The sequence below is a fragment of the Agromyces rhizosphaerae genome, from assembly GCF_027925245.1.
Lineage (GTDB): Bacteria > Actinomycetota > Actinomycetes > Actinomycetales > Microbacteriaceae > Agromyces > Agromyces rhizosphaerae.
The window spans coordinates 274,678-288,288 of sequence record NZ_BSDP01000001.1 but is presented as its reverse complement, the minus strand read 5'-3'; the positions used below and the strand labels follow the sequence as shown (position 1 = coordinate 288,288).

Below are 13,611 nucleotides of genomic sequence, written 5' to 3'. Positions count from 1 at the left end.
GGTGCCGCACGAGCCGGAGGGCGGCGGGCGCAGGCCGTGGCGCACGCTCGAGTCGCGCGTGGCGTACGAGAACCGCTGGATCCGGGTGCGCGAGGACCAGGTCGAGGGGCCGCACGGCCGCGGCATCTACGGCGTCGTCGAGATGCGGCACCCGGCCGTCTTCGTGGTCGCGCTCGACGCCGACGAGCGGGTCTGCCTGGTGTCGCTCGCGCGCTACCCGACCGGGACGTGGTCGTGGGAGGTGCCCGCGGGCGGCACCGACGGTGAGGCCCCGCTGGTCGCCGCCCAGCGCGAGCTCGCCGAGGAGACCGGGCTCGCGGCGGGCGAATGGGTGCGCCTGGGCGGCATGGACGCGCTGAACGGCATCGCGGACGCCCCCGAGCACGTGTTCCTCGCGCGCAGCCTCGAGGAAACGGGCGACGCCGGCGCAACCCAGGCGGAGGAGGGCATCGCCGAGGTGCGCTGGGTGCCCTTCGGCGAGGCGCTGTCGATGATCGCCGCGGGGGAGATCCGCGACGGCGAGTCGATCGCCGCGCTCGCCCTCGCGGGCATCCGCCTCGGCCGCTTCCGCTGAGGCGGCGCGCGGCGCGGGCTGTCGCGCGCCTCGTGCGCGACCTATCGTGGGGCCATGGGCGTGGACGACGGCTGGCGCGACTTCACGGCGGCGGATGCCGCGCGCTGGATCGCCGTGCCCGGCGCATCCGACGACAAGTACCGCCGGGGCGTGCTCGGCGTGCGGACCGGCTCGGACGAGTACCCCGGCGCGGCGGTGCTCGGCGTCGAGGGCGCGGCGCGCGCCGGCGTGGGCATGATCCGGTACCTGGGGCCCTCGCGGGCGCGCGACGCCGTGCTCGCACGTCGCCCCGAGGCCGTGGCGCAGGAGGGGCGCGTGCAGGCGTGGCTGCTCGGATCGGGCATGGACCCGGCCCGCCGCTCCGCACGGCTGGACGGCGAACTGCGCGAGGCGCTCGCCTCGGGCCTGCCCGCGGCGGTCGACGCCGGCGTGCTCGACCTCGCTGGGGAGGGGACGGGCCCGGTCGTGGTCACGCCCCACCACCGGGAGCTGGTCGGGCTGCTCGCCGTGCACGGCGTCGGGGCGACGGTCGAGGAGGTCGCCGCGAATCCGGGCGACTGGGCGGTGCGCGCGGCCGAGGCGACCGGGCTCGTGGTGCTGCTGAAGGGCGCAGCGACCCACGTGGCCGCACCGGGGGGAGCGCGCCTGCGCGTCGCGCTCGCGACCCCGTGGCTCGCGACCGCGGGCGCGGGGGACGTGCTCGGCGGCATCCTCGGGGCCCTGCTCGCGACGCACCATGCCGAGCTGGCGGCGGATGCCTCGGTGCTCGCGCCGCTCGCCGCCACGGCCGCGGCCGTGCACGGCCTGGCCGCGCGGGAGGCCTCGCGCGGCGGCCCGATCGTGGCGCTCGACGTGGCCGAGGCGGTCCCGCGCGTGATCGCGGGGCTGGTCGCCGACCGTCGCTAGGCTGGCCGCCATGGTCGAGGAGGCCGCTCGCATGCCCCCGGGGCGGCTCGAGGGGTCGCCCCGGTCGCCGCTCGCGCGCGCGATCGCGGGCAGGCCGGGCCTCTGGGCCGCGTTCGTCGTCGTGCACGTCGGCCTCGTGCTGATCGGGCTGCATGCGCCCGGTGCCGTCTTCAACGACGTCACGGTGGTGTACACCGCGTGGATGCAGCGGGCCGCGGACGGCGCGGGGATCGTCGGCATCGACGTGGCGTGGGTCTACCCGGGGCTCGCACTCGTCCCCATGGCGGCGGCGTTCGCCCTCGGCGCGGAGTGGATGCCCGCGCTCTGGTTCGCGATCGTGATCGCGCTGGACGGCCTCGCGTTCGCGATCCTCCTCGGGTGGCGTGGCCCGTCGCGCACGCGCGGGCTCGCGGCCTGGTGGTGGCTGGCCTTCCTCGCCCTGCTGGGGCCCGTCGCGCTCGGGCGCATCGACGCGATCACCGCGCCGATCGCGATCGTGGCGCTGCTCTGGGCGGCCGGCCGCCCGCGGGTCTCGGCCGCGCTGCTCGCGGCCGCGATGTGGATCAAGGTCTGGCCCGCCGCGCTCGGGTTCGCCCTCGTGACGGCGTCGCGGCGGCGGGTCGAGGTCGTGCTGGTCGCGCTCGTCGTCTCGGCGACGGTGCTGGCCGGGAGCGTGCTGGCGGGCGGCACCTGGGCCGTGTTCGGGTTCCTCGGCGAGCAGGGGGCACGGGGGCTGCAGGTCGAGTCGCCGGCGGCCGTGCCCTGGCTCTGGGCGATCGTCGCCGGGTCGCGGGAGGTCCGGGTCGCGTTCGACACCCGGATCGTGACGTGGCAGGTCCACGGGCCGGGCGTCGACGCGGTCGCGTCCGCACTGACCCCGCTGATGGCGGTGCTGCTCGTCGCGGTGCTCGCCGTGGGGGTCGTCGCGGTGCGCCGCGGCGCTGCGTTCGGTGCGCTCATGCCGCCGCTGTCGCTCGCGCTCGTGAGCGTGCTGCTCGTGGCGAACAAGGTCGGCTCGCCGCAGTTCGTCACCTGGCTCGCGGCGCCGATCGTGCTCGGGCTCTGCATCCGCACGGCGCGGTTCGCCCCGCCCGCGCTGCTGGTGGCGGCCATCGCCGGCTTCACGCAGGTGCTCTACCCGTACCTGTACGATCGGCTGCTCGTCGCCGACCCGGCGTTCGTGCTCGTGCTGACGACCAAGGCGCTCCTCGAGCTCGCGGTGCTGGCGTGGTCGGTGCACGCCGTGTGGAAGAGTGGGGCGCGGAGACGGGAGGTCGCCTGATGCTGGTCGCATTCTCGGTCGCGCCGAGCGGAACGGGCCGCGCCGACGGGTCGGTGCACGACGCGGTCGCGGCCGCGGTGAAGGTGGTCCGGGAGTCGGGCCTGCCGAACCGCACGGACGCGATGTTCACGACCCTCGAGGGGGAGTGGGACGAGGTCTTCGACGTCGTCCGGCGCGCGACCGAGGCGGTCGCGCCGTTCGGGTCCCGCGTGTCGCTCGTGCTGAAGGCCGACATCCGCCCCGGGTACTCGGGAGAGCTCGACGGCAAGCTCGAGCGGCTGGAGCGCGCGCTCGAGGACTGACCGCGGCGGGCCGCCGTGCGCGGACCCGGCGGCCCTCCCGCATCCGAGCTTGTCGAATCGATTCGATCGCACGTAGACTCGCCCGCGTGAACCCCGCTGCACACGGGCCGACGACGTGGTCGCCGGCCCGCATCCGTCTCGCCCTGCTCGCCCTCGCGATGGGCGGCTTCGGCATCGGCGCGACCGAGTTCGTGGCCATGGGCCTCCTGCCCGAACTCGCCGCAGACCTGCTGCCCGCGCTCAACGCGACCGCGCCCGAGGAGGCCATCGCCCAGGCGGGCTGGCTGATCTCGGCGTACGCGCTCGGCGTGGTCGTGGGTGCGCCGACGATCGCCGCGGCGGCGGCCCGCTGGCCCCGGAAGCAGCTCCTGCTCTGGCTGGTGGCCGCGTTCACGCTCGGCACGGTCGCCTCGGCGCTGCTGCCCACGTTCGGGCTCGTGCTCGTCGCGCGATTCTTCGCCGCCGTGCCGCACGGGGCGTACTTCGGCATCGCCTCGCTGGTGGCCGCGAGCCTGATGGGCCCGGGCAAGCGCGCCCGCGGCGTCGCGCTCGTGCTCTCCGGCCTCACCATCGCCAACGTGATCGGCGTGCCCGCGATCACCTGGCTCGGGCAGCAGACCACCTGGCGTGTCGCGTACCTCGCGGTCGCCGGGATCTTCGCGCTCACCTTCGTCGCGATCGCACTCGTGGTGCCGTGGCAGCCGGGGGACGCATCCGCGTCGATCCGGCGCGAGCTCGGGGCCTTCCGCCGGGTGCAGGTCTGGCTCGCCCTCGGCATCGGCTCGATCGGCTTCGGCGGGTTCTTCGCCATGTACACCTACATCGCACCGCTCGCGACCGAGGTCGCCGGGCTGCCCGCGTCGTGGGTGCCGGTCGTCCTCATGGTCGTGGGCGTCGGCATGACGATCGGCAACCTGCTCGGCGGCTGGAGCGCCGACCGCAGCGTGCGGCGCTCGCTGCGCGGCTACTTCGTGGCGCTGGCGCTCGCGCTCGCGGCCCTCGGGCTCGTCGCGGCCTGGCCGCCCGGGCTCATCGTCGGCGCGCTCGTGGTCGGCGCCGCGGCGGCCGCGCTGTCGCCGGTCATCCAGGCGCGGCTCATGGACGTCGCCGGCGACAGCCAGTCGATCGCCGCCGCGCTCAACCACTCGGCGCTGAACCTCGGCAACAGCCTCGGCGCCGCCGCGGGCGGCGCGGCGATCGCCGCCGGCCTCGGCTTCGTGTCGCCGATCTGGATCGGCCTCGGCTTCACGATCGCCGGCCTCGGGCTCACCGCGGCGACCGTCGCGATCGACCGCGCGCGCCAGCGCGGCGGACAGGTGCTGTCCTACGCGACGGGTGCGATCGCGGTCGCCGACGACACGGCCTGATCGGGCCGAGAGGCGCGTCCCGCGAATCGAACGATTCAGTCGTTCTGGAGCAGGATGCCGTCGGCGATCGCGCGCTTGCGCAGCGCCACCTTGGTGCCCACGTCGTAGCCGGCCATGCGGTACTTCTCGCGGATGCGCTTGAGGTAGCTCTTCGCGGTCTCCTCCGAGATGCCGAGCTTGAACGCGACGGCCTTCACAGGCTCGCCCGCGCCGTAGAGCGCCATGACCCGCCGCTCCTGCGCGGAGAGCCGCGGACCCTCCTGGTCGACGGTCAGTGCGGGCTCGAGCTCGGCGGAGATGAACGACTGGCCCGACCGCGCGGCGCGGATGGCGTCGACGATGGTCTCGACCGGTTCGTTCTTCACGATGTAGCCGAGCGCGCCGGCGTGCAGCGCCTCGCGCACGACGGCCGGCTCGGAGTACGCGCTCATCAGCACCGTGCGCACGCCGGCCGTGTTCAGCGTCGAGATCTTCAGCGAGATCGGGAGGTTGTCCTTCAGGTCGAGGTCGAGCAGCACGACGTCGACGGGGAACTCGGGATGGGCGAGCAGCTCGGGCCACGACGGCACCGCCGCGCACAGGTCGACGTCGTCGGCGGCCGTGGGGATCCAGTCGCCCAGCGCACCGAGCAGCATCCGATGGTCGTCGACGACGGCGAGTCGGATGGTGTCGGCTTCAGGCATGTGCGTTCCTTTCGTGGGCCCTCATCGTACGAGACCCACATCCCCCGTATCGGCCCGATTCTCCACCGCGCAGTCGATCGTGATCGTTCTGACACCGTCCGTCACGACGGACTCGTACGGCCCGACGATACCCGCAGCCTCCCACGTGGACGGATCGGTGCGTCCCCGGGGCACGCCGTGGGCGGCGATCGCGATCGGGAACGCGGTGCGGCGCGGGTGCATCGGATCGTGCGGACGGGACGGCCCGAGCCGCACCGACACCGGGATCGCCGCCGCGCGCGTGCGATCGCTCACGAGCAGCCAGAGCACGAGCAGCAGGGCGTCGCGCTGCCCGGGTGCCAGCGCGCCCGCGAGGCCGTCCGGGTCGTGCACCTCGACCGCGTCGGCGAGGAACTCGGACTCGGCGACGGCGTGCTTCAGCCAGGTGTCGGACCTGCCCTCCATGAGGCGCATCCGCAGGCGCGTCGCGAGGCTGCCGGCGGTGGCCGCGCGCTCCGCGCTGAGCGGGAGCGCGACCCGGCCGGCGCCCACGTCGGCCAGGAGCCGCTCGGCGTCGTCGTCGAGGCGCGCCAGCTCCTCGGAGGCGAACATGCCCACCGCCCGGGTCGACGTGCCGACCGTGCTCTGCACGAGCACGAGGTCGAGCTCGAACCGCACGATGCGTCGCAGTCCGGATGCCGCGATGGTCGTCAGGACCACGGGGAGGATCGCCGAGCCCGCGTTCGCGACGCCGACGACCGCCTGGAGTCCGGCCTGGCCGGCCTGCGCGATCGCGTCCACCGCGAGGATCGCCGCCAGCGCGCCCGCGACCGCCAGCGCGAAGCGGTGGTCGCGGAGCACCGCGACCGGCATCAGGAGGGCCCCGACGGCGGGAGCCGCCGTCGGCGTCACCCCGAGGTAGAGCGCCCCCTGCGTGCCGATCAGGTCGAGCACGAGCACGACGACCGCGACGACGAGCATGAGCGCCGGGGCGACCCAGCGGGTGCGCACGAGCACGAGCGACGACCATCCCGACGCCGTCCCGATGAACAGGGCCGCCCAGGCCCACGCCGACGACGAGGCATCCGGGTAGAACGGCACGAGCACGGCGAAGTGCAGCACGTGCATCGCCACCAGCAGCAGCGCGGCGACCAGCAGCCCGCCGGCCAGCCGCCCCCCGCCGATGCCCTCGAGCGCGGCGTCGGCGGCGCGCGCCGATCGCGACGGGCGGCGGAAGCCGCGGGTCGTGCTCCGGGTGCCGTCGGCGACGGCGGCGTGACGGCTCACGGCTTCGGCACCTCCAGCATGACGGTCGTGCCCGAGCCCGGGGACGAGAACAGGCGCACCCGGCCGCCGACCGCGTGGAGGCGCCCGACCACGGACTCCGCGAAGCCGAGCCGCTCGGAGTCGACCGCGGCGACGTCGAAGCCGACCCCCGCGTCGGTGACCATCGCCCGCACGGTCGTGGCGTCGTCGGTCACGGTCACGTCGGCCTCCGCGACCCCCGAGTGCCGGCGCACGTTCTCGAGGCACTCGGCCATGGCCCCGAGCAGCGCGTCCAGCGTCTCGCGCGGCAGGAGCACCTGGCCGGTGCCGTGCCAGTGCACGTCGAGCCCCATGCGCCCGAACCGCTGCTTGACCGACTCGAGCGTCGATCCGAGCGCCTCGTCGTCCTCCGGGGGCTCGGGCGTGAAGAAGGTCGACGCGGCCTGGCTCGAGGCGGTCGCATCGAGCCGGAGCTGTCGGAGCAGCCGTGCGTCCTCGCGTGCCTGTTCCCGGAGCGTCTCGGGCGCGACGCCGACGCCCGCGTGCGCGAGCAGGCTCAGGGTCGCGAGCACGGTGTCGTGCAGCAGCCGCGCGTCCTGCCGCTGCCGGGCCTCGAGCTCGCTCGCGAGCCGCTCGGCGCGGTGTGCGCCACCGACCTCGTCGATGCGCGAGATCGCGACCTCGATGGCGCGCTCGATCCAGAGCGCGACGGCGATCGCGCCGAGCCAGGTGAGCGACATCGACAGCATGGCGAGTCCCGGGCTGCCGCCCGGGCGGAACGACGCGGCCGTGCCGAGGCCGATCGAGATCACGGCGAACAGGGCCAGCGGCACGCGCAGCCGCGGGCGCACCACGAGGATGAACGCGACGGACGCGGCCGAGATGCCGGAGAGCAGCACGACGGCCGTCGCCGTGGAGGGCTGCAGTCGCCCCGAGACGAGCGCGATCGCGATCACCGCGGCGCCCGCAGAGGCGACCACGGCGACGCTGGAGCCGACCGCGTCGCGGCCGGTGGCGAGGCCCACCGCGGCGGCGACCGCCAGACAGCCGAGCATGCCCCAGGCCAGCGCGCCCGGCGTGCTGCCGGTCGGCACCATCAGGCAGAGCAGCGCGCCGAGGGCACCGGTCATCCCGGTCACGCGCGCCAGTCGCCGCAGCAGCCGGTCGCGCTCCTTGAGGATGCGTTTCATCCGCCCTCCGTGGCTCCCGCAGGTGCAACCATAGCGCGCGGTCCGGCCGTGGCCGCCTCAGCCCTCGAGGAGTTCCCGGATCGCCCGGCCGACGGACGCGGACTCGATCAGGAACGCGTCGTGCCCGAACTCGGAGTCGAGCACGACGAGCCGCCCGTCGCGGTCGGCGGCGAGGCCCGCGACGATCTCCTCCTGGCCGTCGAGGGGGAAGTAGCGGTCGCTGCGGATGCCGAGCACGAGCGTGCGCGCCCGGACGCCCTGGAGTGCACGTGCGGTGCCGCCGCGGCCCCGGCCGATGTCGTGCGAGTTCATCGCCTCGGTGAGCACGATGTAGCTGTTCGCGTCGAAGCGGCGCGTGAACTTGTTGCCGTGGAAGTCGAGGTACGACTCGACCGCGAAGCGGCCGCCGTCGCCCAGCGGGCTGCGGCCCGACTGCCACGACCGCTGGAACCGGTCGTTGAGCTCGGTCGCCGACCGGTAGTTCAGCAGCGCCATGCGCCGGGCGAGGGCGAGGCCGCGGGTCGGTCCGTCGCCGTCGGGCGCGTCGTAGTAGTCGCCCGCGCGGAACTGCGCATCGGTGCGGATCGCCTCGATCTGCACCGTGTTCAGCGCGATCTGGTCGGCCGTCGCCACCGGGGGAGCGGCGAGCACGCCGATCGCGGCGACGCGGTCGGGCAGCTCGATCGCCCACTCGAGCGCGTGCATGCCGCCCATCGACCCGCCGATGGCCGCGGCCCAGCGCTCGATGCCGATCGCGTCGGCGAACGCCGCCTGGGCCCGCACCTGGTCGCGGATGGTCAGGAACGGGAACCTGGCGCCCCACTCGGCGCCGTCGGGCGCGACCGACGCGGGCCCGGTCGAGCCCTGGCAGCCGCCGAGCACGTTGGGGGCGACGACGAACCAGCGGTCGGTGTCGATCGGCTTGCCGGGTCCCACGAGATCCGGCCACCAGCCGGCGCTCGCGTGGCCGGGTCCGGCGGCGCCGATCACGTGGCTGTCGCCGGTGAGGGCGTGCAGGATCAGCACGGCGTTGTCGCGCGCGGGCGACAGCGTGCCCCACGTCTCGTAGGCGATGCGCGCGGCCGGCAGCTCGGCGCCCGACTCCAGCGCCAGGGGGCCGATCGCGGCGAACCGGCGCTCGCCGGCGGGGTCGCCCTCGCGCCAGGCGCCCGTCGCGGGCGGCTTGCCGAGCAGCGAGCGGGCCTGCGCCTCGGTGACGAAGCTCGAGGGCACCACGTCCGCGGTGGTCTGCCAGTCCATGGGTCCATTCTCGCCCGCGGCGGCGCGCGCCCCGGCAGTGTTACGCCGGGTCGGGCGGTGGCGGCGGTGCCGTCGTGCACGGATGCCCCGGGGTCGGCGCGACCCCGGGGCATCCGCCCTGTGCACCCCTGCTCAGGCTCGGAGCGCCTCGGTGACGCGCTTCGCCGCGGCGAGGCCCGCCTCGAGGTCGGCCTTCAGGTCCTCGACGTTCTCGATGCCCACCGACAGGCGCACGAGTCCCGGCGTGACGCCGGTCGTGAGCTGCTGCTCGGGGGTGAGCTGCGAGTGGGTGGTCGAGGCCGGGTGGATGACGAGCGAGCGCACGTCGCCGATGTTCGCGAGGTGGCTGAACAGCTGCAGCTCGTCGACGAGGGTGCGGCCGGCGTCGACGCCGCCCTTCAGCTCGAACGAGAGCACCGCGCCGACGCCCTTGGGCGCGTAGCGGTTCGCGGCTGCGTACCACGGGCTCGAGGGCAGTCCCGAGTAGTTCACGCTCGCGACCTCGGGGTGGCCGTCGAGCCACTCGGCGATCTCCTGCGCGTTCTGCACGTGGCGCTCGATGCGCAGGCTCAGCGTCTCGATGCCCTGGATGAGCTGGAACGCGTTGTTCGGCGAGATGGCCGCGCCGAGGTCGCGGAGCAGCTGCACGCGTGCCTTGATGACGAACGCGAGCGCGTCGCCGACGGCCGCCGTGTAGCTCGCGCCGTGGTACGACGGGTCGGGCTCGGTGAGCCCGGGGAACTTGTCGACGTGCTCCGACCAGGCGAACGAGCCGCCGTCGACGATGATGCCGCCGACGACGGTGCCGTGGCCGCCGAGGAACTTGGTCGCCGAGTGGATCACGATGTCGGCGCCGTGCTCGAACGGGCGGATGAGGTACGGCGTCGCGATGGTGTTGTCGACGATCAGCGGCACGTTCGCCGCGTGCGCGATGTCGGCGACGAGCGTGATGTCGAGCACGTTGATCTTCGGGTTGCCGATCGTCTCGGCGAAGAACAGCTTCGTGTTCGGGCGCACCGCGCGGCGCCACTCGTCCGGGTCGTCCTGGTTCTCGACGAAGGTCGTCTCGATGCCGAGCTTGGCGAGCGTGTACTTGAAGAGGTTGTAGGTGCCGCCGTAGATCGAGCTGGACGAGACGATGTGGTCGCCCGCCTGCGCGATGTTCAGCACCGCGAAGGTCTCGGCGGCCTGGCCGGACGCCACGAGCAGGGCGCCGGTGCCCCCCTCGAGCGCGGCCACGCGCTCCTCGACGACCGCCTGGGTCGGGTTCATGATGCGCGTGTAGATGTTGCCGAACTCGGCCAGGGCGAACAGGTTCTGCGCGTGCTGCGCGTTGTCGAACACGTACGAGGTGGTCTGGTAGATCGGCGTCGCGCGCGCGTTCGTGGTGGGGTCGGGTGCCGCACCCGAGTGCACCTGCTTGGTCTCGAACCGCCAGTCCGCGGGCTGCTCGCTCATGATGGTCTCCTGTGGATCGGATCGGGGCGCGAGTCGATCCCGGCCCCCGTCGGGCAGCCTAGGCAGGGCCTCGGGCACCCACAACGGCCCGCGCAACACGCCGTAACCGCGGATCGCTCACGACCCGGCGGGCGGCTCCTTGCCACGCGGCAGGTCGACCTCGTCGGGCAGCACGATCGTGCCCGTCGCCGTCTGCGGCTCGGGCCGGAACAGCCATCGGGCGCGCGGCTGCACGAGCGGCCGGAAGAAGCGGGTCACGAGCGGCTGGGACAGCAGGATCGACACCCCGACGCAGAAGACGATCATGATCGGCAGGGCCCACTCCGGCTGGTCGCCCGCGAGCAGGTCCGACTCGCGGATGGGGTAGAGCACGAAGCTGTGCAGCAGGTAGATGTACATGGTCGCCTGCCCGTACGGGGTGAACCAGTGCGCGCGGCGCGGCATGAGCACGAGGAACGCCACGGCCATGAGCATCGCGGACGCGAGCAGCACGAGGCGGATCAGCCCCGACCACGGCTCGTCGTACCCGATCGCCATGTACGAGTCGTCGTAGAGCATGAAGCGCCGGAGCCCGATGTCGCGCCAGGTGTCGATCGCCAGCGGCATGACCGCGAGCACGACGGCGAACAGGGCGATCGCGCCGGCCCGCCAGCGCCAGACGACGCCCGCGCGCAGGTCGAGCCAGCGGTCGGTCAGCTGCCACTGGCGCAGCTTCCAGCCGAAGACGAAGAACGGCAGCATGCCGAAGGTGCGGGTGAGCGCCAGCGTCGAGTCGATCGCCTCGGTGTAGCCGGCACCGATCGAGATGACCACGGCGATGATGAGCGGATACCGCAGCAGCACGAGGTACGGCAGCGCGATGCGCCACATCGCGAGCGCGAGCAGGAACCAGAGCGTCCACGAGGCGGTCGTGTAGTCGAGCGAGAGGGTGCCCGTGACGGCCCACCGGATCGCGGTCCAGATCGTCTCGAAGATCAGGTACGGGAACACCACGTCGGTGAGGACCACCCGGAGCGCCCGTGCGTTCGGCGGGCCGGACTTGGTGAAGTACCCCGAGACGACCACGAACACCGCGACGTGGAACGAGTAGATGAACAGGTAGACGCTGTACGCCGCGTCGTCCTCGGCGATGAGCGGGAGGATGCCGTGGCCCACCACGACCAGGGTGACCGCGATCCAGCGGGCGTTGTCCCACATGGGCACCCGCCGCCTGCCGCGTTGGCGCTGCGGCGCGACCGTCGGGTCGGACGGAGCGGGCGGTTCGGTGGGCATGGGGACATTCTGCCCCTCGAACGGGGGACATGCGCGCGACGGCGCCACCTTCGGCAGAATGTCGGGCATGGATGCGCGACGGACGACGGACCCACAGCGGGGCGACCGGTGAGCCCCATGAAGGCGCCGAGTGAAGCGGAGATCTCCCGACGTCTGGCGTGGGAACGGGTGATGAACTGGCCGCTGCTCGTGCTGGGCGCCTCGTTCATCGTGTCGTACTCGTTCCTGATCCTCGACGAGGGGCAGCTGCCGCCCGCGTGGCGGAACGGGATGCTCGCCGCCGCTGCGGTCACCTGGCTCGCGTTCTTCGTCGACTACGTCGTGCGGCTCGCGGTCACGCCGAGGCGCTGGCGCTGGTACTTCGTCACCCACAGCGTCATCGACCTGCTCTCGGTCCTGATCCCGCTGTTCCGCGCGTTCCGCGTCATGCACCTGCTGCGGGAGGTGCCGTACCTGCGCCTGAAGACGGGCAACGCGGTGCGCACGCGCATCATCGCGTACATGGTCGGCTACGCGGCGCTCTTCGTGTACTTCATCGCGCTGGCGACGCTGCACGTCGAGCAGGACGCCCCGGGTGCGACGATCACCGACTTCGGACTGGCCCTCTGGTGGGCGGTGGTGACCATCGCGACGGTCGGCTACGGCGACACCTACCCGGTCACGGTGGTGGGCCGGCTGTACGCGACCGGGCTCATGATCGGGGGCATCGCGATCGTGGGCGCCGCCTCGGCGACGATGATCTCGCTGATCTCCGAGAAGATCGGCATCTCGCTGCACCGCGACATCCGCGAGGACGAACGCGACGACGGCTAGCCTGAGTGCATGGGCATCGACCACGACGCAGGAACCGACGACATCCGCCGCGAGATCCTGGAGTGGGAGGACTTCGCGATCGCCTCCCGTGACCTGGCCTCGGATGTGCTGGGCAGCGGGTTCCGACCCGACGTGGTGATCGCGATCGCGCGCGGCGGGCTGCTGCTGGCGGGTGCCATCGCCTATGCGCTGGGCACCAAGAACTGCGGCTCGATCAACGTGGAGTTCTACACGGGCGTCGACGCGCGCCTGCCCGAGCCGATCGTGAGCGGTCCGATGCTCGACGCCCCGGCGCTCGAGGGCAAGCGCGTGCTGCTGGTCGACGACGTCTCCGACTCGGGCCGCACGCTCAAGAAGGTGGTCGGCATGATCACGGATGCCGGTGCCGACGTGCGCACGGCGACCCTGTACGTCAAGTCGCAGACGGTGCTCGTGCCCGACTACGCCTACCGCTCGACCGACGACTGGATCGTCTTCCCGTGGTCGGCGCTGCCGCCGGTCGACGCGGCCCTCGAGTCCGAGGGGACGGCGTCGTGAGCGTCCACCTCGTCGGCGGCGGCTGGACGCCCGCGCACCAGCCCGACGTCTTCCGCGGCTTCATCGCCGAGGCGGCCGAGCGGGCCGCGGCCGAGGGCGCGGCCGAGCCGGTCGTGGCGCTCCTGCTGCTGGACCCGCGCGGACGCGCGGAGAACCCGTACCTGGACTACTACCGCGGGGCCATCGCGGCGGGCGGCGGCGCCGACGTGCGCGTGACGGGCGTCGCCGAGGTCGACGGGGAGTTCGCCACGACCGCGCTCGCGGGCGCGCACGGCGTGTTCGTCGGCGGCGGCCCGACCCCCGCCTACCGTCGCGCGGTCGAGCCGATCGCCGGGGAGCTGCGCCGGCTCGTGGCATCCGGCTCGCCGTACCTCGGGTTCTCCGCGGGCGCCGCCATCGCGGCCGACACCGCACTGCTCGGCGGCTGGAGCATCGGCGGCGTGCCGGTGTGCCAGGAGGACGCGGGAGAGGGCCTCGACGAGGTCGCCGTCGAGCCCGGCATCGGCCTGGTCGACCTCACCGTCGAGGTGCACGCGGCCCAGTACGGCACGCTCGCGCGGCTGATCGCCGCGACCGAGGCGGGACTCGTGCCCGGCGGCGTCGCGATCGACGAGGACACGGCGCTCATCGTCGGCGACACCGTGCGCGTCGCCGGCGGCGGCAGCGTCTGGCGCGTCGAGGCGACTGACCGCGGCGTGCTGGTCACGACGCTGGGCGCCTGA

At 73.6% G+C, this 13,611-nt stretch carries 14 protein-coding genes; 8 read left to right on the top strand and 6 right to left on the bottom strand.

Features of this window, described 5'->3' with window-relative positions; all coding sequences use genetic code 11:
- Position 1: 1 nt before the first annotated feature.
- From QMG39_RS01385 to QMG39_RS01365, 5 genes are all read left to right on the top strand, one after another.
- Positions 2-574: an NUDIX domain-containing protein gene (locus QMG39_RS01385; RefSeq protein ID WP_281882032.1), complete on the top strand. Its 573-nt coding sequence runs from the start codon at positions 2-4 to the stop codon at positions 572-574.
- Positions 575-628: 54 nt separating this feature from the next.
- Positions 629-1,480 (top strand): ADP-dependent NAD(P)H-hydrate dehydratase, encoded by an 852-nt coding sequence (locus tag QMG39_RS01380; protein ID WP_281882031.1) that lies wholly within the window; start codon positions 629-631, stop codon positions 1,478-1,480.
- 10 nt (positions 1,481-1,490) lie between these two features.
- Complete coding sequence (locus QMG39_RS01375; RefSeq protein ID WP_281882030.1) at positions 1,491-2,762, top strand: hypothetical protein; 1,272 nt, start codon at positions 1,491-1,493, stop codon at positions 2,760-2,762.
- Positions 2,762-3,064 carry a thiamine-binding protein gene (locus tag QMG39_RS01370; RefSeq protein WP_281882029.1) on the top strand — a complete coding sequence of 101 codons (303 nt, stop codon included), beginning with the start codon at positions 2,762-2,764 and terminating at the stop codon, positions 3,062-3,064. The genes QMG39_RS01375 and QMG39_RS01370 overlap by 1 nt, the downstream gene beginning before the upstream one ends.
- Positions 3,065-3,150: 86 nt before the next feature.
- Complete coding sequence (locus QMG39_RS01365) at positions 3,151-4,431, top strand: MFS transporter (protein WP_281882028.1); 1,281 nt, start codon at positions 3,151-3,153, stop codon at positions 4,429-4,431.
- Positions 4,432-4,466: 35 nt separating this feature from the next.
- On the opposite strand, the gene QMG39_RS01360 is transcribed toward QMG39_RS01365, so the two are convergent.
- The 6 genes from QMG39_RS01360 to QMG39_RS01335 form a co-directional block, all read right to left on the bottom strand.
- Complete coding sequence (locus tag QMG39_RS01360; RefSeq protein WP_281882027.1) at positions 4,467-5,114, bottom strand: response regulator transcription factor; 648 nt, start codon at positions 5,112-5,114, stop codon at positions 4,467-4,469.
- Between the two features lie 21 nt (positions 5,115-5,135).
- Positions 5,136-6,380: a hypothetical protein gene (locus QMG39_RS01355; RefSeq protein WP_281882026.1), complete on the bottom strand. Its 1,245-nt coding sequence runs from the start codon at positions 6,378-6,380 to the stop codon at positions 5,136-5,138.
- Positions 6,377-7,549, bottom strand: coding sequence for a sensor histidine kinase (locus tag QMG39_RS01350; RefSeq protein ID WP_281882025.1), 1,173 nt, complete (start codon positions 7,547-7,549; stop codon positions 6,377-6,379). The genes QMG39_RS01355 and QMG39_RS01350 overlap by 4 nt, the downstream gene beginning before the upstream one ends.
- A gap of 57 nt (positions 7,550-7,606) precedes the next feature.
- Complete coding sequence (metX, locus tag QMG39_RS01345; protein WP_281882024.1) at positions 7,607-8,809, bottom strand: homoserine O-acetyltransferase MetX; 1,203 nt, start codon at positions 8,807-8,809, stop codon at positions 7,607-7,609.
- A gap of 132 nt (positions 8,810-8,941) precedes the next feature.
- Entirely contained in the window at positions 8,942-10,267 is a 1,326-nt protein-coding gene (locus tag QMG39_RS01340; protein WP_281882023.1) for a bifunctional o-acetylhomoserine/o-acetylserine sulfhydrylase, read from the bottom strand.
- 117 nt (positions 10,268-10,384) lie between these two features.
- The gene (locus QMG39_RS01335; protein ID WP_281882022.1) at positions 10,385-11,539 is read right to left on the bottom strand and encodes an acyltransferase family protein; all 1,155 of its coding nucleotides are present in this window, start codon (positions 11,537-11,539) and stop codon (positions 10,385-10,387) included.
- Between the two features lie 171 nt (positions 11,540-11,710).
- On the opposite strand from QMG39_RS01335, the gene QMG39_RS01330 reads away from it, so the two are divergent.
- Genes QMG39_RS01330 through QMG39_RS01320 form a run of 3 tightly spaced genes read left to right on the top strand, consistent with a single transcriptional unit; the run spans position 11,711 to position 13,611 of the window.
- On the top strand, positions 11,711-12,352 hold the full coding sequence (locus QMG39_RS01330; RefSeq protein ID WP_281882021.1) for a potassium channel family protein: 642 nt from the start codon (positions 11,711-11,713) through the stop codon (positions 12,350-12,352).
- Between the two features lie 9 nt (positions 12,353-12,361).
- Entirely contained in the window at positions 12,362-12,889 is a 528-nt protein-coding gene (locus QMG39_RS01325) for a phosphoribosyltransferase (protein WP_281882020.1), read from the top strand.
- Positions 12,886-13,611 carry a type 1 glutamine amidotransferase family protein gene (locus QMG39_RS01320; RefSeq protein ID WP_281882019.1) on the top strand — a complete coding sequence of 242 codons (726 nt, stop codon included), beginning with the start codon at positions 12,886-12,888 and terminating at the stop codon, positions 13,609-13,611. Before QMG39_RS01325 ends, QMG39_RS01320 begins: the two co-directional genes overlap by 4 nt.

Coding starts and splice junctions, on each gene's coding strand:
- QMG39_RS01380 (WP_281882031.1), top strand. CDS start 629: ATGGGCGTGGACGACGGCTGGCGCGACTTCACGGCGGCGGATGCCGCG.
- QMG39_RS01375 (WP_281882030.1), top strand. CDS start 1,491: ATGGTCGAGGAGGCCGCTCGCATGCCCCCGGGGCGGCTCGAGGGGTCG.
- QMG39_RS01370 (WP_281882029.1), top strand. CDS start 2,762: ATGCTGGTCGCATTCTCGGTCGCGCCGAGCGGAACGGGCCGCGCCGAC.
- QMG39_RS01360 (WP_281882027.1), bottom strand. CDS start 5,114: ATGCCTGAAGCCGACACCATCCGACTCGCCGTCGTCGACGACCATCGG.
- QMG39_RS01350 (WP_281882025.1), bottom strand. CDS start 7,549: ATGAAACGCATCCTCAAGGAGCGCGACCGGCTGCTGCGGCGACTGGCG.
- metX (WP_281882024.1), bottom strand. CDS start 8,809: ATGGACTGGCAGACCACCGCGGACGTGGTGCCCTCGAGCTTCGTCACC.
- QMG39_RS01340 (WP_281882023.1), bottom strand. CDS start 10,267: ATGAGCGAGCAGCCCGCGGACTGGCGGTTCGAGACCAAGCAGGTGCAC.
- QMG39_RS01335 (WP_281882022.1), bottom strand. CDS start 11,539: ATGCCCACCGAACCGCCCGCTCCGTCCGACCCGACGGTCGCGCCGCAG.
- QMG39_RS01330 (WP_281882021.1), top strand. CDS start 11,711: ATGAACTGGCCGCTGCTCGTGCTGGGCGCCTCGTTCATCGTGTCGTAC.
- QMG39_RS01325 (WP_281882020.1), top strand. CDS start 12,362: ATGGGCATCGACCACGACGCAGGAACCGACGACATCCGCCGCGAGATC.